At 70.2% G+C, this 19647-nt stretch carries 23 protein-coding genes and 1 pseudogene; 13 read left to right on the forward strand and 11 right to left on the reverse strand.

Annotated elements, in window-relative coordinates; all coding sequences use genetic code 11:
- Position 1: 1 nt before the first annotated feature.
- From uraH to NRF20_RS09935, 3 genes are all read right to left on the reverse strand, one after another.
- On the reverse strand, positions 2–391 hold the full coding sequence (gene uraH, locus NRF20_RS09925; RefSeq protein WP_398634038.1) for a hydroxyisourate hydrolase: 390 nt from the start codon (positions 389–391) through the stop codon (positions 2–4).
- Positions 391–903, reverse strand: coding sequence for a 2-oxo-4-hydroxy-4-carboxy-5-ureidoimidazoline decarboxylase (uraD, locus tag NRF20_RS09930; protein ID WP_398634039.1), 513 nt, complete (start codon positions 901–903; stop codon positions 391–393). The genes uraH and uraD overlap by 1 nt, the downstream gene beginning before the upstream one ends.
- Positions 904–1062: 159 nt before the next feature.
- Positions 1063–1344, reverse strand: coding sequence for a hypothetical protein (locus NRF20_RS09935; RefSeq protein WP_398634040.1), 282 nt, complete (start codon positions 1342–1344; stop codon positions 1063–1065).
- A gap of 102 nt (positions 1345–1446) precedes the next feature.
- Between NRF20_RS09935 and NRF20_RS09940 the strand changes: the two genes are divergently transcribed.
- From NRF20_RS09940 to NRF20_RS09950, 3 genes are all read left to right on the forward strand, one after another.
- A complete protein-coding gene (locus NRF20_RS09940) occupies positions 1447–1620 on the forward strand; it encodes a hypothetical protein (protein ID WP_398634041.1) in 174 nt (57 codons plus the stop codon).
- A 620-nt stretch (positions 1621–2240) separates the two neighbouring features.
- Positions 2241–2426, forward strand: coding sequence for a hypothetical protein (locus NRF20_RS09945; RefSeq protein WP_413752428.1), 186 nt, complete (start codon positions 2241–2243; stop codon positions 2424–2426).
- Between the two features lie 4 nt (positions 2427–2430).
- Positions 2431–2640 carry a hypothetical protein gene (locus NRF20_RS09950; RefSeq protein ID WP_398634043.1) on the forward strand — a complete coding sequence of 70 codons (210 nt, stop codon included), beginning with the start codon at positions 2431–2433 and terminating at the stop codon, positions 2638–2640.
- A 61-nt stretch (positions 2641–2701) separates the two neighbouring features.
- Here the strand turns inward: NRF20_RS09950 and NRF20_RS09955 are convergent, their stop codons facing one another.
- The 3 genes from NRF20_RS09955 to NRF20_RS09965 form a co-directional block, all read right to left on the reverse strand.
- A complete protein-coding gene (locus NRF20_RS09955; protein ID WP_413752429.1) occupies positions 2702–3070 on the reverse strand; it encodes a helix-turn-helix domain-containing protein in 369 nt (122 codons plus the stop codon).
- Positions 3067–3318 (reverse strand): hypothetical protein, encoded by a 252-nt coding sequence (locus tag NRF20_RS09960; protein ID WP_093895925.1) that lies wholly within the window; start codon positions 3316–3318, stop codon positions 3067–3069. Before NRF20_RS09960 ends, NRF20_RS09955 begins: the two co-directional genes overlap by 4 nt.
- A gap of 98 nt (positions 3319–3416) precedes the next feature.
- On the reverse strand, positions 3417–4613 hold the full coding sequence (locus tag NRF20_RS09965) for a lactonase family protein (RefSeq protein WP_413752430.1): 1197 nt from the start codon (positions 4611–4613) through the stop codon (positions 3417–3419).
- Between the two features lie 224 nt (positions 4614–4837).
- Between NRF20_RS09965 and NRF20_RS09970 the strand changes: the two genes are divergently transcribed.
- The 3 genes from NRF20_RS09970 to NRF20_RS09980 all read left to right on the forward strand — a co-directional run bounded on the left by NRF20_RS09970 (position 4838) and on the right by NRF20_RS09980 (position 8312).
- A complete protein-coding gene (locus tag NRF20_RS09970) occupies positions 4838–5677 on the forward strand; it encodes a TIM barrel protein (RefSeq protein ID WP_413752431.1) in 840 nt (279 codons plus the stop codon).
- A gap of 47 nt (positions 5678–5724) precedes the next feature.
- Positions 5725–6624, forward strand: a complete 900-nt coding sequence (locus NRF20_RS09975; protein ID WP_398634047.1) for a 2-hydroxy-3-oxopropionate reductase — start codon at positions 5725–5727, stop codon at positions 6622–6624.
- 230 nt (positions 6625–6854) lie between these two features.
- Positions 6855–8312, forward strand: coding sequence for a catalase (locus tag NRF20_RS09980; protein ID WP_413752432.1), 1458 nt, complete (start codon positions 6855–6857; stop codon positions 8310–8312).
- Between the two features lie 323 nt (positions 8313–8635).
- Here NRF20_RS09980 and NRF20_RS09985 read toward each other — a convergent pair.
- The 4 genes and pseudogenes from NRF20_RS09985 to NRF20_RS10000 all read right to left on the reverse strand — a co-directional run.
- Positions 8636–8866: pseudogene (locus NRF20_RS09985) on the reverse strand (VOC family protein); the annotation flags it as partial.
- Between the two features lie 51 nt (positions 8867–8917).
- A complete protein-coding gene (locus NRF20_RS09990) occupies positions 8918–9415 on the reverse strand; it encodes a hypothetical protein (RefSeq protein WP_398634049.1) in 498 nt (165 codons plus the stop codon).
- Positions 9412–10923 carry an ATP-binding protein gene (locus NRF20_RS09995; protein ID WP_413752433.1) on the reverse strand — a complete coding sequence of 504 codons (1512 nt, stop codon included), beginning with the start codon at positions 10921–10923 and terminating at the stop codon, positions 9412–9414. Before NRF20_RS09995 ends, NRF20_RS09990 begins: the two co-directional genes overlap by 4 nt.
- Entirely contained in the window at positions 10920–11612 is a 693-nt protein-coding gene (locus tag NRF20_RS10000) for a response regulator (protein WP_413752434.1), read from the reverse strand. Before NRF20_RS10000 ends, NRF20_RS09995 begins: the two co-directional genes overlap by 4 nt.
- 135 nt (positions 11613–11747) lie before the next feature.
- On the opposite strand from NRF20_RS10000, the gene NRF20_RS10005 reads away from it, so the two are divergent.
- From NRF20_RS10005 to NRF20_RS10020, 4 genes are read left to right on the forward strand one after another with little or no spacing between them, the layout of a single operon-like run.
- Positions 11748–12401 carry a hypothetical protein gene (locus tag NRF20_RS10005; RefSeq protein WP_413752435.1) on the forward strand — a complete coding sequence of 218 codons (654 nt, stop codon included), beginning with the start codon at positions 11748–11750 and terminating at the stop codon, positions 12399–12401.
- Complete coding sequence (locus NRF20_RS10010; protein ID WP_413752436.1) at positions 12398–13474, forward strand: peptidoglycan-binding protein; 1077 nt, start codon at positions 12398–12400, stop codon at positions 13472–13474. Before NRF20_RS10005 ends, NRF20_RS10010 begins: the two co-directional genes overlap by 4 nt.
- Positions 13471–14190, forward strand: coding sequence for an ABC transporter ATP-binding protein (locus tag NRF20_RS10015; RefSeq protein ID WP_413752346.1), 720 nt, complete (start codon positions 13471–13473; stop codon positions 14188–14190). Before NRF20_RS10010 ends, NRF20_RS10015 begins: the two co-directional genes overlap by 4 nt.
- Positions 14187–15380, forward strand: coding sequence for an ABC transporter permease (locus tag NRF20_RS10020; RefSeq protein WP_413752345.1), 1194 nt, complete (start codon positions 14187–14189; stop codon positions 15378–15380). The genes NRF20_RS10015 and NRF20_RS10020 overlap by 4 nt, the downstream gene beginning before the upstream one ends.
- Positions 15381–15919: 539 nt before the next feature.
- On the opposite strand, the gene gcl is transcribed toward NRF20_RS10020, so the two are convergent.
- A complete protein-coding gene (gene gcl / locus NRF20_RS10025) occupies positions 15920–17695 on the reverse strand; it encodes a glyoxylate carboligase (protein ID WP_398629974.1) in 1776 nt (591 codons plus the stop codon).
- A 339-nt stretch (positions 17696–18034) separates the two neighbouring features.
- Here gcl and NRF20_RS10030 point away from each other — a divergent pair, with 339 nt between their 5' ends.
- The 3 genes from NRF20_RS10030 (at position 18035) to NRF20_RS10040 (ending at position 19639) form a co-directional block, all read left to right on the forward strand.
- Complete coding sequence (locus tag NRF20_RS10030; protein WP_398629990.1) at positions 18035–18763, forward strand: hypothetical protein; 729 nt, start codon at positions 18035–18037, stop codon at positions 18761–18763.
- A gap of 23 nt (positions 18764–18786) precedes the next feature.
- Positions 18787–19341 carry a GNAT family N-acetyltransferase gene (locus NRF20_RS10035; RefSeq protein ID WP_413752437.1) on the forward strand — a complete coding sequence of 185 codons (555 nt, stop codon included), beginning with the start codon at positions 18787–18789 and terminating at the stop codon, positions 19339–19341.
- A 76-nt stretch (positions 19342–19417) separates the two neighbouring features.
- Positions 19418–19639 (forward strand): hypothetical protein, encoded by a 222-nt coding sequence (locus tag NRF20_RS10040; RefSeq protein WP_266356623.1) that lies wholly within the window; start codon positions 19418–19420, stop codon positions 19637–19639.
- The last annotated feature ends 8 nt before the right edge of the window (positions 19640–19647 follow it).

Raw genomic sequence — 19647 nt, forward strand, 5'->3', positions numbered from 1 at the left:
GCTAGCTCCCTCGGTAAACGGAGTAGCCGAACGGGTTGAGCAGCAGCGGTACGTGATAGTGCTCGCCCGGCCTGACGGCGAAAGTGATCGCCACCTCCGGGAAGAACGCACCGCTGTCCCTTACGCGGGGGGCGTCCTGCTGCGCCTCGGCTTGCTTCTTGGAGAAGTACGTCTCGACCTCGAAGTCGAGTCGCACGTGAGTCGTGCCTTCCGGCAGGGCCGGCAGGTCCTTGCACCGCCCGTCCGCGTCGGTCGCGGAGCCGCCGAGCGCCACCCACGCGCCTTCGCGGCCCGAGCGGGCCGCGAGCGAGACGGCGACACCCTCGGCGGGGCGTCCGACGCTGGTGTCCAGGATGTGCGTGGACACCGATGCGGTGGTTTCGGTGCTCATCAGTCCTTGTCCTCTTCCACGAGACGGGTCAGCCGGATTCGGTTGATCTTCCCGAGTTCGGTGCGCACGATGTCGCGCTCCTGCTCGGGAGAGTTCCCGATCCGGGACTTCACCGCGTCGCGCATCCGCTCACCGGTGGCTCCGGTGGCGCAGATCAGGAAGACATGTCCGAACCGCTCCTGGTAGGCCAGGTTCAGTTCGAGCATCTCGGCCTTGAGTTCCTCGGTGGCGTCCGCCATCCCCCGCTGTTCGCGGGAAGAGGTCGGATCTCCGGGCTTCGGGCGGCCGATCGGCGGGTGACCGGCCATCGCATCGGCCAGGTCCTCCGCGGTCAGCGCCGCCGTGGCGGCGTCACCGGCAAGGAGAAGGGCTTCCGCGGTGGCGTACGGGCGTCGGGAGAGGATCGCTCTCCCCCATGCCGCACTGGCACACACCTCGTGCAACGCGGCGGCGGCCTCGTCGTCCGCCAGGGTGTTGAACCGGGCGAGGCCCGGTGTGGAGCTCGAAGTCACGGGAACCTCCGTGGCTGTTTTCGCTGTGCGTCTCTTCGCGTCACGTCGGTCGGGCTGCGGATAGCTAACGCCCTCCACAACACCACGTCAACAGTTTGTTGAAATTACGCGAATGCAAAAGGCCGTCGCCCGATGCTCCGGACGACGGCCAAGCCGCGTTTACGAACACATGTTCGATTCATCACCCTGGCGGCACGGCCCCGCCCAGACCTCGGTGTCCAGGACATGCACGCCGAGCCGGTCGCGGATGATCCCAGCACTCACCGCACCAGTGGTGAGCGGCTTCTTGCACCAGATGCAGGCGCGGCCCATGGACTGGTCCCAGGTCAGCGTCCCCGGATTGGGAAGTGGCAGGCACAGGGCGCCCAGCCGGCCGTGGCCCGCAGCATCGCTGACCTCCGCAACCAAGGCGTGGTCCTCCTCGACGGGCCGGACGGGCACGAGTCGCACCCTCCGAAGCAGGGCAACCCGCAGGCGTACCTCTGGCATCTCGCCCTCGACGCGGTCGGCGCGGTTGTCAGTCCCACCTCGTAGCCTTCTCTCATGTCGATCACCCCTTCGCCTGCCACCCCTGTGCGCTCCCCCGCCGCGGTGAACGCGGACATCCGCGCACTGTGGGCGGCCGACGCGCTGCCGCCGGAGGGTGAGGCGGAGTATCAGCGGCTGCTGGTGGAGTGGGAAGCCGCAGTCCAAGCTGACGTCGTCACAGCGGCCTGACCTGCGCGGCTCCGAGGGCTAACGCACGTGCGCCCCACCCGGGCGCCGTTCCGGGCGGGGCGGTCTCGTAGCTGCGCCCAGCCATAGGCCCGAATGTGATGAGTCCACGGTACTGGGCCGGTATGACAACCGGGGCGGCCCGCGGTGACGGCGGGCCACGGCCAGTGCGGCAGGAGGCGGGCGCGCAAGGTGGTCTCCACAGGAACTTGAATCCGATCAGCTTGACCTGCTGACGCGTAGCGCCTTGCTTGCGGCGCTGCACACCGCAGTTGGCGAGCGGATTGGGGGCCTATGGACTCGCGCTGTCCCACACATGACTCCGGTCCTGGACCTCTGGCTGGCCAGTTCCACATACGCCGAAGGCGTGGGGCGGGCTCCATTCGCCACTTCTTCCGTGTCCGCACGCGGCCGACAAGGGGATACGCCTGCTCGCACCTTTGTCCTGAAAGGACTGTTGGTGCAGTACGCGCGCTATCAGCGCAATTCATCTGAAGGTGTGTTTTGCATGTATCGCCGGGGCGCGTCGTCGCTGCCGCCGACACCATCCGAAGTGTCGGGCCCCGCCTGCTCACCAGCGCGAGAACCGGCTCAACGCGGATCCATCGAAGAGAGGACCAGTGATGGCGAACGAGTTGCGTTACGGCGACCGGCTGCACCTGCAGAACCTCTATCAGGGCGACGGGGGCTACCTCGACACCAACGGCACTTCAAGCGCGCCAGGGGCCAAGCTGGCGGTTTCCACAGCCCCCACCGCCACGCGCCCACCCCGCCCAGCGGGCACCAGCCTCCGAGCGGGCGCACCCTGAAGACATGAGTGCCCCGATAGTCGTCCACGGTCTGTCCCGCTCTGGCGGGCGGAGGGTCGCCATCAACGGGCAGATTGCCGGGCTCGCCCACGATGACCGCGACCTCGTCGAATTCCTGAGGCGGGCCGGACTCGACGACGCCTGGGATCTCCTCGACGACCCGCACTGGATTGAATGGCGCGGCCGGCGGGCGCACCGGTACGAAGCGGCATGACGAAAGCCCCCGCGGTCTTACGAGATTCGAGCCTTTCACCTGTGTGGATATCGCTTCCACATCAGGCTTCCTTTTCCCTGTTGAGGTAGTTGTAGACGGTGAAGCGGCTGACCCCCAGCGCACCCGCCACCGTCTCCACGCCGTGCCGTACGGAGAAGGCGCCGCGTGCCTCCAGGGTTCGCACCACCGACTGCTTGGCCTTGCGGTCCAGCTCGGCGAGCGGCATGCCGTGCCGGCGCTCCATGGCGGCCAGGATGTGGTCGAGCGATTCCGAGAGCTGGGGCAGCCGGACGGCTATGACGTCCTCGCCCTCCCAGGCCAGCACGACGTCATCGGCCTGCGCCTGCTCGGTCCCGAGCAGTTCGGCACCCATGGCGTCGACGAGCGGCTTGACCGCGGCGACAAGGGGGTGGTCCGCCGGTTCGGTCACTTCGAGCCCTCCCCGATGACGTTGACCTGGAGCGACACCCGGGTGGCACCCGATGCCAGCGCTCTGCGCAGCAAGGAGTCCACCGCGGTGAGCACCTGGTCCGCGCCGCCCTCCGCCGTGTTGCCGAAGGGGCCGACATCCACGGCCTCCAGATCGGCCGTCTGGATGACCTCGCGGGCCACGACCGCGTGGGCGGGCGCCTCGTCGAGATCGAAGGGCTCGGTGGTGAACTCCACTCTCAAGCGCACTGTGTCTCCCTCATGCGTTCGCCACGTCTTCGTGAACCCGCGGCTCGGGCCCGACCCTAACGGACGGATGCCGGCGCCGTCCGGTGACGGTTTCGCCCTCAATCGCCGGCCGGGCTCGCACTCCGGTACGGAAGCACGCAGACGGCCACCGGGGCGGGGAAGGCGTCACCGGTGCGGGTCAGACCGCCGCTGCGGGCGTCGACCCGGAACACCGTCACCGTGCTCGACCTCTGGTTCGCCGCGAAGAGCAGCTTCCCGTCCGGCGAGAAGGCGATCTGCCGGGGGAAGTCGCCGCCTACGGGCACCGTGTCGAGCAGCCGCAGCACGGCGCCGTCGTCCTCGACGGCGTATCGCGTCAGGCTGTTGTGGCCCCGGTTGGCGAGGTAGGCGAACCGGCCGTCGCCGGTGACCAGGAACTGCGCGGGATAGCTGGTGCCGGCGCCGGTCCCGGTGGGCTGCGGGGCGCCCGGGGACAGGATGCCGGTGGCCGGGTCGTAGCCGCAGACGACCGCGGTGTTGTCGACCTCGCAGGCCAGGTAGGCGAAGCGGCCACCCGGGTGAAATGTGATGTGGCGCGGCCCGGCCCCGGGGCGCAGGGTCGCACAGGAGACCTGGTCGAGCGTGCCGCGGCTCTCGTCGAGCCGGTACGTGTACACGGAGTCGTTGCCCAGGTCCACGGCGAGGATGTGGTCGCTGTCCGGGGTGGTGACGATCTGGTGGGCGTGCGGCCCGTCCTGGCCGGGGCCGGGAGGCGGCGCGGTGTGGGCGACCAGGTCCGTGCGCTCCCCCAGCGAGCCGTCGCCCCGGATGGGGTGCACCACGACGCTGCCGGAGGTGTAGTTCGCGGTGAGCAGCCACCTTCCCGTGGGATGGACGGAGAGATGGGTCGGCCCCGCCCCGCCCGTGCTGCGGGTTCCCAGCACCCGGTGGCCGCCGTCCGGTGACAGGGCGACGGCCGTCACCCCGCCCCGGTCCTGCTCGTCGACTGCGTAGACGGTGGCGCCCGAGGGGTGCATGGCCAGGTACGAGGGGTTGTCGATGCCGGTGATCGCGGGGCCGGCGGAGATCTCCCCGGTGGTGGCGTCGTACGAGGCCGTGCCGATTCCCTTACCGCCGCCCTCGGCCGAGGTGTACGTACCGAGCAGCAGTTGCCGGGTGGCGCGCGGGCGCGGACCGACCGTGGGTGCGGAGTCCGGCGCAGGCCGGGGAGAGCCGGGCAGCGCGGGGGCCACGGTCAGGGCGGCACCGGCGAACAGGGCCCCGAGGACGGCGCGGCGGCTGGTGGCGTGGTTCATGCGAGGCACCTCGTGTGGGGGTCGGCTGCATCGGATGCACCAGCCACCCTGACCCGCCCCGCACCCCCTCGGCAAGCGGCGCAATTCCGGTTGCACCTTGCACAACCCGCACGAAGGCACCGGGCCGAATTCCGGACACCCCCTTGACAGCTTTCCCAGCTCCGGGCAATCTTCCGTTACGTAGAAACTAACTTCCGCGATACGGAAGGAGCGCCGAAACCCTCATGGGCTACCCGGACCAGCGCTTCGATGTGAACCTTTCGATCCTCTTCACGGAACTCCCGCTCCTGGAGCGTCCCGCGGCCGCCGCCGCGGCCGGCTTCACCGCGGTCGAGCTGTGGTGGCCATGGATCGAGACCCCCACTCCGCCACAGGCCGAGCTCGACGCCCTCAAGAAGGCGCTCGACGACGCAGGCACCCGGTTGGTGGGGCTGAACTTCTACGCCGGACAGCTGCCCGGCCCCGACCGCGGCGCGCTCTCCGTGCCCGGCCCGGAGTCGGACCGCTTCCGCGCCAATATCGAGGTGGCGGCCGGCTTCGCCGCCTCGGTCGGCTGCAAGGCGCTCAACGCGCTCTACGGCAACCGCGTCGACGGTGTGGACCCGACCGTGCAGGACGAACTCGCCCTGGAGAACCTGGTCGTCACCGCCCGTACGGCCGACCGGATCGGGGCGGTCCTGCTGATCGAGACCCTCAATGAGCCGGAATCGCCGCGCTATCCCCTGGTGAGCGCACCGGCCGGGATCGAGATCGTCGACAAGGTCAACGCGGCGACGGGACTCGGGAACGCCAAGTTCCTGCTGGACCTGTACCACCTGTCGATGAACGGCGAGGACCTCGGCCAGGTCATCACGGCGTACGCAGGCAAGACCGGCCACGTCCAGATCGCGGACAACCCGGGGCGCGGCGCGCCCGGCACCGGCTCGCTCCCGCTGGAGCAGCTCCTCGACGAGCTGACGAAGGCCGGTTACGACGGCTGGGTCGGCCTGGAGTACAAGCCGGGCGACCGGCCGAGCGCCGAGGCCTTCGAGTGGCTCCCGGCCACCGCGCGGGCCGCCCGCTGAGGGCGGCCGACTCCCCCTCGTACACACGCTTATCGGAAGGCACCCTCATGAGCAACAACCTCCCCAAGGTTGCATGGATCGGACTCGGCATCATGGGCTCCCCCATGTCCGAGAACCTGATCAAGGCCGGGTACGACGTCACCGGTCACACCCTGGAGCAGGAGAAGATCGACCGGCTGGTCGCGGCCGGCGGCACGGGCGCGGGCTCGATCGCCGAGGCGGTCGGAGACGCCGATGTCGTCATCACGATGGTGCCCGCCTCCCCGCAGGTCGAGGCCATCGCGTACGGCCCCGACGGCATCCTGGAGAACGCGAAGCGCGGCGCGCTGCTGATCGACATGTCATCGATCACCCCGCAGACCTCCGTGGACCTCGCGAAGAACGCGAAGGAGAAGGGCATACGGGTCCTGGACGCCCCGGTGTCCGGCGGCGAGGCCGGTGCGATCGAGGCCGTGCTGTCGATCATGGTCGGCGGCGAGCAGCCGGACTTCGACGCGGCGCAGCCGATCCTCCGGGCACTCGGCAGGACCATTGTGCTGTGCGGTCCGCACGGCTCCGGCCAGACGGTGAAGGCCGCCAATCAGCTGATCGTCGCGGTCAACATCCAGGCGTGCGCCGAAGCGGTCGTCTTCCTGGAGAAGTCCGGGGTCGACCTCGGCGCCGCGCTCGACGTGCTGAACGGCGGACTGGCCGGCTCGACCGTGCTGACCCGCAAGAAGGACAACTTCCTGAAGCGGGACTTCGCGCCGGGCTTCCGGATCGACCTGCACCACAAGGACATGGGCATCGTCACCGACGCCGCCCGCAATGTCGGTGCAGCGCTGCCTGTCGGCGCCGTGGTCGCGCAACTCGTCGCCTCGTTGCGCGCACAGGGCGACGGCGGCCTGGACCACTCGGCACTGCTGCGCTCGGTCGAGCGCCTGTCGGGGCAGCCCGTCCGGGCCTGACCGGTCCGGCCCGGATCGGCAACCCGGATCGGCCACCCAGAGACTTCCGGATGGCGTCGGCGCTGACACCTGTCCTGTCGCGCCCAGGCGTCGGCGCCGTCCGGAACACCAGACTCCAAATTTCAACAAACTGTTGACGTCCGGTTCGGGGCGTATTTACGCTCCTGGAGCCTCAAGCCGTCTCAGTTCAGCAGCTCAGCAGCTCCCGTACGGAAGGTCGCCCCGACACCATGACGCAGCGTGTGCTTACGACCGAGTCAGGCGCCACGGTCGCCGACAACCAGAACTCTGCCACCGCCGGCGTCGGTGGCCCGATCCTCCTCCAGGACCAGCACCTGCTGGAGAAGCTGGCCCGCTTCAACCGGGAGCGCATACCGGAGCGCGTGGTCCACGCCCGCGGCTCCGGCGCGTACGGCTACTTCGAAGTGACCGACGACGTCACCGCCTTCACCCGCGCCGACTTTCTCTCCGCGGTCGGCAAGCGCACCGAGACGTTCATCCGCTTCTCCACTGTGGCCGACTCGCTGGGCGGCGCGGACGCCGTCCGCGACCCGCGCGGCTTCGCCCTCAAGTTCTATACGGACGAGGGCAATTACGACCTCGTCGGCAACAACACCCCGGTGTTCTTCATCAAGGACCCGATCAAGTTCCCCGACTTCATCCACTCGCAGAAGCGCGACCCGTTCACGGGCCGTCAGGAGCCGGACAACGTGTGGGACTTCTGGGCCCACGCGCCCGAGGCGACGCACCAGGTCACCTGGCTGATGGGTGACCGCGGCATCCCCGCCTCGTACCGCCACATGAACGGCTACGGCTCGCACACGTACCAGTGGACGAACGCCGAGGGCGAGGCCTTCTTCGTCAAGTACCACTTCAAGACGAACCAGGGTGTGCGCTCCCTCTCCAGCGAGCAGGCCGCCGAACTCGCGGGCAAGGACGGCAACTCGCACCAGACGGACCTGCTGCAGGCCATCGAGCGCGGGGTGTACCCGTCCTGGACGCTGTATGTGCAGGTCATGCCGGCTGCCGAGGCCGCGGACTACCGCTTCAACCCGTTCGACCTGACCAAGGTGTGGCCGCACAGCGACTACCCGCTGCAGCGGGTGGGCCGGCTGGTCCTCGACCGCAACCCGGACAATGTGTTCGCCGAGGTCGAGCAGGCCGCGTTCTCCCCGAACAACTTCGTGCCCGGCATCGGTCCGTCCCCGGACAAGATGCTCCAGGGCCGGCTTTTCGCCTACGCGGACGCGCACCGCTACCGGCTGGGCGTCAACCACACCCAGCTCCCGGTGAACGCGCCGCGCACCGCCGTCGTCGACAACTACGGCCGCGACGGACTGCACGCCACGCGCAACGGTGCGCGCCACGACAAGAACTACGAGCCCAACTCGTACGCGGGCCCCGCCCAGACCGGCGCGGCGCTCTCCGCCCCGCTCGCGATCCACGGCTGGACCGGCACCCACGAGGCGCCCGCCCACACCAAGGACGACGACTTCTTCCAGGCGGGCGAGCTGTACCGGCTGATGTCCGAGGACGAGAAGGGCCGCCTGGTCGCCAACATCGCCGGAGGCCTCTCCCAGGTCACCCGCGACGACGTGATCGAGAAGAACCTCGCCCACTTCCACGCCGCCGATGCCGACTACGGCAAGCGCGTGGAGGAGGCCGTCCGCGCCCTGCGCGAGGACTGAGCCTCCCGCTGAACCCTGCTCGCGCCGTGTACCCGCATGAGGGGTGTCATGCGGCGCGGGCAGGACGAGGTCGCGGCGGCTGTGCGACACCAGTGCGGTGGTGGGGGCCCGGGGTCTCCCGTCTCCTGACCTGAAGGAGACGAGGCTTTGAGCCCGATCGCCGCCGCCGCGACCCTTGTTCTGCCTCACCCGCGCCAGGGTGCGGACTGACGCCTGGGGCCTTCAAGATCGAGGACGAGCGTCGGGCCCACAACCGTCTGGGGCTTGGCAGACGGCCCGAGCGGGGGCATGGCCGCTCTCCCCGCAGCAGACCGCGGCCCGACTCATGCCACGCAGAACTCGTTTCCTTCCGGGTCCTGCATGATCCACCAGTGCCCGGCAGGTCCCTTGTCGACCTCGCGTGCGCGGGCTGCCCCCAGGTCTTCCAGCCTGGCCGCCAGGTCGTCGAGGCCGCCGGGCTCGCTGTGGACGTCGAGGTGCAAGCAGTTCTCGCCGGACTTGCCCTCGGGTACGTCCTGGAAGAGCAGCCGTCGGCCGCGGCCGACGCCGCTGGACGGCTGCGCGGACGCCCACCCGGAACGCCGCCGCGAACTCACTCGCCCGCCTCACGTGTTGAGGAACTCCGCACACCGGTAGGGGCCCAGCGCGGCGCCTTCGGACGGCCGCAGGGTGACCTCGACGTCGTCGGTCCTGACCTTCGGGTCGAGTACGGACTGGGCGCGCGCCAGCGTGCACACCAGCTGCCCCGTGCCCTGGTCGCGTCCCGACTCCGCATAGGGGCCGTCGAGGTGCACCGTGACGCGGGTGCCCGTTCCGGTCACCGAGTAGGCGAGGAGCTGCTCAACGAGAGAGGTGAGCCCGTCGCGCTGCTCGGCGGGCGAAGGCCCCGTGGTGAGCAGCTTCACCACCGCGTCGAGGCTCTTGACCTCCTTGTCGGGCAGGGGCACTGCGCGCAGTCCGTTGTCGGACGCGTAGTACAGCCGCATGCCGCGCGTCAGCCCGGACGCGGGCTCGCCCGCGCCTATCACTCCGGTCGGCTGGACGCCGCAGCCCACGAGAGCGATCCCCAGCGCGGCGACCACGACCCCCTGTCGGACCTTCATTCCGTGCCCTCTTCTGTGCGTCGCAGGGGCAGCCGCAGCGTGAACACCGCGCCGCGCTGCGGTCCGTCGGTCACGTCGATCGTGCCGCCGTGCAGCCGTGCGTTCTCCAGCGCGATCGCCGTGCCGAGGCCGCTGCCCTGTCCGCTGTCGTCGGCCGTGCCACGCGTGCGGGCCGCGTCCGCCTTGTAGAACCGGTCGAAGACCCGCTCCCGAGCCCCCGGCGGCAGCCCGGGACCGTGGTCGGCGACCTCCAGCGTCACCCACTCCTCGTCCGCCTCGCGGACCGTCCCGAGGGTCACGGTGACCGGCGGGGCTCCGTGCCGCAGCGCGTTGCCGACCAGGTTCGCGACGATCACGTCGATGCGGCGCCGGTCGACCACCGCCCGTACGCCCTCGTGGAGGTGTGTCTGCACCCGGTCCGTCCAGCCGCGCAGTGCCAGCGACGCCTGTACGGTGTCGGCGAGGTCCGTCTCGGCCGCGTTCAGCCGTACGGCCTTGGCGTCGAAGCGGGAGATCTCCATCAGGTCCTCGACCAGCCGGGACAGCCGTGCCGTTTCCGCGCCGACGGTACGGGCCGCCCGTGCCGCGTCCGGCGGCAGCTGGTCGGCGTCCTCCTCCAGGACGGTTGCCACCATCGTCATCGCCGCGAGGGGCGTGCGCAGCTCGTGCGACACGTCCGCCACGAAGCGGCGCGCCTTCGCCTCCTGCTCGCGCAGTTCCGTGTCGGAAGCCTGGAGCGCGTCGGCGGTCTCGTTGAACGTCGTTGCCAGGTCGGCGAGTTCGTCATGCCCGGTGACGGCGACCCGGCTGCCGAGGTCTCCGGTCGCGAGCTCGCGGGTGGCCCGGCCCAGCTTCCGTACCGGACGAAGGACCGTCCCCGCGGCCAGCAGCGCCAGGACGGCGGCCAGCAGCACCACCGGGACGGTGCCCTTCCGTACGGAGTCCAGCAGGGCGGCGGTGTCGTCGCGTTCGGCCCGCAGATCGGTGATCGTGAAGACGTCCAGGCCGGAGGTGCGGCGGTCCCCGTCGGCGTATGTCACGGGCATACCGACGACCAGGTAGGGCTCGCCCCGCCACTGCACCCGCTGGAACTTGGCGTCGTCGCCGGTCATGACGGCGGCGCGCAGCTCGGTGGTGATCCGGCTCTCCGTATCGGCGTACGAGTCGGAGACCGCGGTGAGGTCCTGGTAGCGGGCGACCACGATCTTCCCGCCGATGCCGTCCGAGACCTTCGCCGCGAACCGGGACAGCGACTGCTGGTCGGGCGGTACGTCGAAGTCGGCGGCCACCGTGCCGACCCGCTCCCGGAGGTCGTTCACGGCGGCGTTCTGTGCGCGCTGGAGGACGGCGGTGCGGGCGTCCCGGTAGGCGAGGGCGGTCGAGGTCACCGCGCTGATCAGGGCGACGACGACGAAGGCGACGACGAGCCGGGTGCGCAGTCCGCCGACGAGCCGCCGGGAGCGCCGCTTCGAGGCGACGCCGCGCTCGCCCTCGTCGGAACTGCTCACAGTGGCCCGAAGCGGTAGCCGAAGCCCCGCACCGTCTGTACGTACCGCGGCTTCGCCGGTACGTCCTCGAGCCTGGCCCGCAGCCGTCCGACCGCCGCGTCCACCAGCCGGGAGTCGCCCAGGTAGGTGTGGTCCCAGACGGATTCGAGGAGCTGCTCGCGGCTGAAGACCCGGCCGGGGGAGGCCGACAGTTCCAGCAGCAGCCGCAGTTCGGTGGGCGGCAGCGCGACCGGTGTGCCGTTCTTGGTGACGGTCAGCCCGGCGCGGTCGATCACCAGCCCGGCGAGATCGGCGTCCGAACGCTGTCGTGCGGACGGTTCCGCGCGCCGCAGGGCGGCCCGGATGCGGGCCTCCAGGACGGGCGCGGTGACCGGCTTGACGACGTAGTCGTCCGCGCCCGCCTCCAGGCCGGTCACGATGTCCGAGTCGTCGCCGCGCGCGGTCAGCATGATGACCGGCAGGGTCGCCGAGCGGGCGCGGATACGGCGGCACACCTCGAAGCCGTCCATGCCGGGCAGCATCAGGTCCAGTACGGCCAGCTCGACCCTGGCGCCCCGCTCCCCGGCCAGCAGGGCAAGGGCCTGCTCGCCGGTGGCGGCGGTGTCCACGCCGTATCCGTGACGGCGCAGCACGAGCTCCATTCCGTCCCGTACGGACGCGTCGTCCTCGATGAGCAGTACATGCGGCATGGGGCCGATTATGGGCACACGGGACCGTTTCCGCCTACTCCGGACTGGGGGTGGACGCGCAGGTCGGGGGCATTGTTACGTTCCCATCATGTGGCCATGGACGGGCCATCATCTGCGGCGGCGAACGTGAAACCCATGAGCTCCCTCAGGACGAACCCTCGAACCCCCGCCCGGCTGCGCATGGCCACCCTCGTGGCCGTGCCCGTACTCGCCTTCTCCGTCGCCTGCGGCGGCGGTGACGACAGCGCCGGCGGAGCGAAGAAGGACGACGCGATCGCCGACGTACCGGACGCTCCGACCGCGGGCGCCGCGAAGGGCGGGAACAAGGCGAGCACCCGGCCCGCGGGCAAGAGCGCCTTCTACGACGCCCAGATGAAGTACGTCCAGTGCATGCGTACCAAGGCCGGCTACAAGGACTTCCCCGACCCCACGCTCAGCGGGTATCTCGACACGACGAAGATCGACGAGCTCGCCTCCCGGCTCGGCCGCAACATAGGCACCAAGGACGGCAAGGACCGTCTCTGCATTCCCGCGCAACAGGCCGCCATGATGGCCGAGCCCAAGCGCGACCAGCAAAAGGACTACGAGTCGATGCTCGCGCACGCCAAGTGCATGCGGGACAACGGCGTCTCCAAGTTCACGAACCCGACCATGAGCAGCGGCAACGCCCAGCCGGGCGGCGACCCGAACCCGGCGTCCCCGTCCATCGACCCGGAGTCGCCGTCGTACAAGCAGGCCCGCGAGGCGTGCAAGTCGAAGCTGCTCGACGGTCTGGAAGGCAGGCAGTGAAGCGCCGCACCGCCTTCCTCGCGCTCGGCGCGGCGACCGTCGCCGCCGTCACCGGGGGAGTCCTGTTCCTCGGCGACGGCGGCGACGCGGGTGCCTCCGGGAGGGGCGGCGACCTGCCGCCCGCCACCGCGACCGTCGTACGCACCGACCTCGTGCAGTCCAAGACGGTCGACGGAAAGCTCGACTTCGCGCAGCGCCGCCCCGTCAAGTCCGCCGTCGAGGGCACCGTCACGGTGGCCGCTTCCGAAGGGGAGACGGTGACGATGGGGCAGGCACTGTACGAGCTGAACGACAAGCCCGTCACCCTCCTGTACGGGCCGGTCCCGATGTTCCGCGAGATGAAGGCGGGTGACCGGGGCAGCGACGTGCTGCAGCTGGAGCGGAACCTGCGGGACTTGGGGTACGGGGCGAATCTGTACGTCGACATCTGGTACGGCAAGGACACCGAGGCCGCCGTCAAGCAGTGGCAGAAGTCGCTGAACCGTGAGGCCACCGGCAGGGTCGGCAAGGGCGACGTCGTCTTCCAGCCGGGCCCGGTCAAAGTGGTCTCCGCCGACGCGGCGCTCGCCGACTCGGTCGGCCCGAGCGGGGCGGTCCTGACGGTCGCCTCGACCAAGCCGGTCGTACGGGCGCAGCTGGAGCAGACCGACGGCGCGCTCACCTCCCGGGGCACCAAGGTCGAGGTCACCCTGCCGAGCGGGAAGACCGTGGCCGGCAAAGTGGCCCGGACGGTGCGTCCCGAGGAGACCGCCTCCGGGGGCGGTGCAGGCGCGCAGGACGGCATCACGGTCGAGGTTGTCCTGGACGGCGGGGTGAGCGCTGCGTCCGGCGAGGACGCCAAGGCGTCGGCGAGCGTGAAGTTCGTCAGCGAGGCGCGCAAGGGGGTCCTCGCGGTCCCCGTCGAGGCGGTCGTCGCCCTGCGTGGCGAGATGGGCGGCTACGGCCTCCAAGTCGTCCAGGGCGCCACCTCGAAGATGGTGCGGGTGGAGACGGGCATGACCACCGACGGACAGATCGAGGTCAGTGGCCCGGACGTGCGCGAGGGCATGAAGGTCGGAGTGGCGAAGTCATGACGTCGGCCCCGGTGATCGAACTGCGGGACGCCACCAAGTCCTACCCCGGCGGCGTCCACGCCCTGCGCGGAGTGAACCTCACCGTCGAAGAGGGCGAACTGCTCGCCGTCGTCGGCCCGTCGGGTTCCGGCAAGTCCACGATGCTCAATGTCATGGGCACCCTCGACAAGCCCACCACGGGCACCGTCCGCGTCGCCGGGTACGACGTGGCCGAGCTCTCCGACTCCCGGCTCTCCGCACTACGGGCCCGCCACATCGGCTTCGTGTTCCAGCACTTCCACCTGGCGGCGGGGCGCGACGCGGTGGACAACGTCGCCGACGGGCTGCTGTACGCGGGCGTACCGCTGAAACAACGGCGCGCGCGTGCGCGGGAAGCGCTCGCCAAGGTGCGACTGGACCACCGCTACTCGCACACGCCGAACGAGCTGTCCGGCGGCGAGAAGCAGCGCGTGGCCATCGCCCGCGCCCTGGTGGGAGACCCCCGGCTGCTGCTGGCGGACGAACCGACCGGGGCGCTGGACACCGCGTCCGGCGAGATCGTCATGGAGCTGCTGCACGAGCTGAACGCGTCCGGCACCACCATCTGCGTGATCACCCACGACAACGAGATCGCAGACTCGCTGCCGCGCCGGGTCCGCTTCAAGGACGGCGAGATCGTTGTCGACGCCTGTTCCGGCGCGCGTTCCGCCTCCCGTACGGAAGAGGCCGGTTCATGAAGAACGACCTCAAGCCCTCCCGCCTCTCACCCCGCGACATCCTCCGCGTCGGTGCGGTCGGCCTCCGCGCGCGTCGCGCGCGCGTGGTGCTCTCGGCGCTCGGCATCGCCATCGGTATCGCGACCATGGTCGCGGTCGTCGGCCTGTCCGAGTCGAGCCGCGCGGACCTGATGGCCCAGCTCGACCGCCTCGGCACCAACCTCCTTACCGCCGAGGCGGGCGAGGACGCCCTGGGGCAGCCGATCAAGCTCCCCAAGAACGCGGTCGCGATGGTCGAGCGCATCGGCCCGGTACAGCACGCCACGGCCACCGCCGACGTCGACGCCCGCATCCGCCGCAGCGACGTGGTCCCCGAGGAGCGCACCGCCGGCGTCACCACCCAGGCGGCCCGCATCGACCTGCTGTCCGCGCTCGGCGGCGAGGTCGACAAGGGCGTCTGGCTGAATCCGGCCGGCGAACGCCTCCCGACGACGGTCCTCGGCGCGGTGGCGGCGGAACGCCTCGGCATCACCCGCACCGGCGAGACGATCATGATGAACGACACACGCGTGGTCGTCGTCGGCATCCTCAAACCGCTCGAACTGGTCCCCAACCTGGACCGGGTGGCCATGGTCGGATTCCCCGCCGCCGAGCGCTACTTCGGCTTCGACGGCCACCCCACCACCATCTTCGAGCGCTCCACGGACGCCTCGGTGGAGGACGTACGGGCCATCCTGGCCCGCACCATCAGCCCCGGCAACGAGGGGAGCGTCAAGGTCTCCCGCCCCTCGGACGCACTGGCAGCCAAGGCCGCCACCGACGAGGGCCTGACGACCCTGATGCTCGGCCTGGGCGCGGTAGCCCTCCTGGTCGGCGGTGTCGGCGTCGCCAACACCATGGTCATCTCCGTCCTGGAACGCCGCCAGGAGATCGGCCTGCGCCGCTCGCTGGGCGCTACCCGGGGCGCGATCCGGCTCCAGTTCCTGACCGAGTCGCTGCTGCTGTCGGCGCTGGGCGGCGCGACGGGCGCACTGCTGGGCGCGGCAGCGACATACGGCTTCGCACGGGTCCAGGGATGGACCGCGGTGGTCCCGCTCTGGTCCCTGGCAGGCGGCCTGGCCGCCACCCTCCTGATCGGCGTGGCCGCGGGCCTCTACCCGGCAATCCGCGCCTCCCGTCTCCACCCGACCGTCGCTCTGAACGCGACATGAGGCGCCGGCGCACGGGGTGCCCGGTCCGTGCTCCGCGCCCTTCTCGGCGTTACCGGTCGCGCCCAGGGTGCCGGACCCGCCGCAAGGGTTCACAACTGCTGGTCCAGTACCTTGTTTTGGCGAACATGGGCACGATTGAGTGAACGGTGTTCCGGTCTGTGGGTGTGTCTGACTGGGTGTGCGTAACGTGTGTAACGCGATCTGGGACGCCGGGTGTGGTGTCAGCAGTCGGGGCCCCCGTGTCGCCGGAGTGATGGTTCGGGGCCTCCCCGTCGCCTCTGGCCACACCCACATGGCCAGGTCGTAGGGATTCCGCCCACCTGGGACGGACCGCATACGTGATATGCGTCGCCGCCCAGGACGTGAAAGCGGAGGGCCAGTGCGCCCAACACCGTTCGGGGCGTGCCGGTGAGGCAGGACTCACTCCTGCTCACTGCCCAGGAACGGTTCCGTCCTCGAACGCCGGACAGGCCGGAGAACGGCTGTGGCCCCCGCCCCCGAACTCTCGGAGACGGGGCCACGGGCGGGCCGGCAGGTCGTCAGGACGTTGTGAGCGGGCGGATCGCGGTCGGTGCGTGGGACGGGTCCGTCGCGATGTCCTCGAACTCGTTGACGGACGCGATATCCGTACCGCTCATCGCAATGTTCGTCACGCGCTCCAGGATCGCCTCGACCACCACCGGGACCCGGAACTCCGCAGCCAGCTTCTTCGCCTCCTCGAACGCCGGCAGCAGTTGTTCCGGCTCGGTGACGCGGATCGCCTTGCAGCCCAGGCCCTCGACGACCTTGACGTGATCGACGCCGTAGACGCCGATCTCCGGCGAGTTGAGGTTCTCGAACTCCAGGTTGACCTGGAAGTCGATGTCGAAGTTGCGCTGCGCCTGGCGGATCAGCCCCAGGTAGGAGTTGTTCACCAGGACATGGACGTAAGGGATGCGGTGCTGCGCACCGACGGCCAGCTCCTCCAGCATGAACTGGAAGTCGTAGTCGCCGGAGAGTGCGACGACGGAGCCGTCCGGGTCGGCCGTGGCGACGCCCAGCGCGGCCGGGATGGTCCAGCCGAGCGGGCCCGCCTGGCCGCAGTTGATCCAGTGGCGCGGCCGGTAGACGTGCAGCATCTGCGCACCGGCGATCTGGGAGAGGCCGATCGTGGTGACGTACCGGGTCTCGGGGCCGAAGGCCCGGTTCATCTCCTCGTACACCCGCTGCGGCTTCAGCGGCACGTTGTCGAAGTGCGTACGGCGCTGCAGCGTGGCCCGGCGTTCCTGGGTGGACGCGGCCCACTCCGAGCGGTCCTTGAGCCTTCCGGCCGCCTTCAGCTCGCGCGCCACCTCGACGAACAGTTCCAGCGCGGCCTTGGCGTCGGAGGCGATGCCGAGGTCGGGGGCGAAGATCTTGCCGAGCTGGGTGGGCTCGATGTCCACGTGGACGAAGGTGCGGCCCCGGGTGTAGACGTCCAGCTTGCCGGTGTGGCGATTGGCCCAGCGGTTGCCGATGCCGAGGACGAAGTCGGACTCCAGGAAGTTCGCGTTGCCGTAGCGGTGCGAGGTCTGCAGGCCGACCATGCCCGCGTTCAGCGCGTGGTCGTCGGCGATGATGCCCCAGCCCATCAGGGTCGGGACGACCGGGATGCCTGTCAACTCGGCGAATTCCACCAGGAGTTCGGACGCGTCGGCGTTGATGACGCCGCCGCCCGCGACGAGCAGCGGGCGCTCGGAGGCATTCAGCATCTCCAGGGCCCGCTCGATCTGTTTGCGGGTCGCGGCGGGCCTGTGCACCGGCAGCGGCTCGTACAGGTCCGGGTCGAACTCGATCTCGGTGAGCTGGACATCGATGGGCAGGTCGATGAGGACCGGGCCGGGGCGGCCGGTGCGCATCAGGTGGAAGGCCTGCTGGAAGACACCCGGGACCTGGGCGGCTTCGAGGACGGTCGTCGCGGCCTTGGTGACGGGCGCCGCGATCGAGGCGATGTCGACCGCCTGGAAGTCCTCCTTGTGGAGCACGGCGGTCGGGGCCTGCCCGGTGATGCAGAGGATAGGGACGGAGTCGGCGATGGCGGAGTAGAGGCCGGTGATCATGTCGGTGCCGGCGGGTCCCGACGTACCGATGCAGACGCCGATGTTGCCCGGGCGCGCCCGGGTGTAGCCCTCCGCCATGTGGGAGGCGCCCTCGACATGACGGGCGAGCGTGTGATGAATCCCGCCGGATGCCCTGAGGGCCGCGTAGAAGGGGTTGATCGCCGCGCCCGGCACACCGAACGCGTTGCCGACGCCTTCGCGCTTGAGGATCTCAACTGCCGCTCGGGCAGCGGTCATTCGTGGCATTGAGTGCTCCTGCTCGGACCTGGTGGAGTCGGGCTCTGTCGCGCCACCTGAGAGCACCAATTCCGCATTGATTCCGCATTGCGGAAAGTTGATTCTGCTATACGGAAGTCAATCTAAAGTGCGACCGGGCAACCGTCAAGAGAGCGGGCGTGGGGCGGCCGATGCGCGCACCGGTCCACGAAGTACGCCGAGTCACTCCCCAGGACCTCGCTCTTGGTGGACCATGGGGATACGGAGCGGAGTCGACCCGCATCGGTCGGCGCCGACGCGCTCGGGTGCGCCGAGGTGGCAGTCGCCGCGGCGCGCGACCGGGGCCGGAGGGAGTTCATGGTGGAGTCGGTGCCGGTACGCTGCCCGGCCTGCCGCCGCGACCACACGTACAGCACGCCGGTCTATCCCTGCCCGTGCGGTGCGCCGAGCGCCCCGCCCGTGCTACGCGGCGCCCCGGTCGTACCCATCACGCACCGCACCTGGAACGACGACTGGGTGACGGTGCGCTGTCGCACCTGCGGGCGCCACGACCAGTGGCCGCAGCCGGAGCTGTGCTGCCCGTGCGGGACGGTGCTGCGGATACCGGTCCGGCCGGTGACGGAAACCGATGGCACCCCCGGACCCGCCGACGGGGCCCGGCCCGACCGGCCGTCCCACATTCCGCTGCCGCGTACGGCGCCGCCGCCCCGGCCGGCGTTCCAGCCCCTGCCGATCCGTACCGCACACGATGCGGTCGCGAGCGCCGCCCTGTATCTGAAGTGGCTGGGCTACCACGATGTCGTACAGCCGGCGGAGCGCTCCCCCGCGCGGATCGACCTGCGGGCCACCGGGCTGATCGCCCAGGTCGACGCTATCTCCCGCCCGACCGTCCTGCGCGACGTCGAGTGCCTCTGGCTGAACGCGCTGAGCGCATCGGTCACGAGCGTGTTCTTCTCGCTCGCGGGGTACGCACAGGATGCCGAAGCGCGCGCGGACGGCCTCGGCATGCCGCTCTTCGTCATGGACCGCACGGGAACGCCGCAGCCATTCAACGGCCCCGCGGACGAGCTGATCAGCACCGGCGCCTGAGCCCGGGGCGCCATACTGGCCGTATGCGTATCCGTACCGCCCGCCGCTCCGATCTTCCGCTGCTTCAGGACATCGAGCGCGCCGCCGGCGAACCGTTCCGCGCGCTCGGTATGTCCGCCATCGCGGACGACGATCCCCCGCCGCTCGGACTGCTGGACGATTACCGCCGGGCCGGCCGCGCCTGGGTGGCCGCCGACCCCGACGACCGCCCGGTCGGCTACCTGATCGCCGACCCGGTCGACGGCGCGGCCCACATCGAACAGGTCTCCGTCCATCCGTCCGCCGCACGACGCGGTCTGGGCAGCACGCTCATCGACCACCTCACCGGGTGGGCGCACGAGCGGCAGCTGGACGCGCTGACGCTGACGACCTTCTCCCACGTCCCGTGGAACGCGCCGTACTACGCCCGCCTCGGCTTCCGTACGCTGGGCGAGGCCGAACTCACCGACGGGCTGAGGAAGATCAGGGCGGAGGAGGCGGAACACGGCCTGGACCGCTGGCCGAGGGTCTGCATGCGGCGCGAGATCCCGCGCGCCTGGCACGACCCGCGCCTCAGCGGAACCGACCGACAACAGTGAGTGCAATCGGTCACGTTCGGGCCGAGGGCCACAAATGTTCGGCCGGTTGTCAGTGTCGGGCCTTAAGGTAGGGAACATGGCTTTAACTCCACGGCACACACCACTTGTCGACCCGTTGCGCACGACCCGCCCGACGTCCCCGTCCGCCGCCGAGGCGAACGAGGCGATACGGGCCCTGGTCGACGCGCGCGCCGGACAGGACTGGTCCTCCGTGGAGTCCGCCGCCTACGAAGTGCTGCTGATCGAATGGGCGGCCGCGACCCGGGGCGTTGCCGGCGACATCATCGAGGCCGCCTGACAACGCCC

Origin of the sequence: Streptomyces sp. R-74717 (assembly GCF_047305335.1) — a bacterium.
Classification (GTDB): Bacteria; Actinomycetota; Actinomycetes; order Streptomycetales; family Streptomycetaceae; genus Streptomyces; species Streptomyces atratus.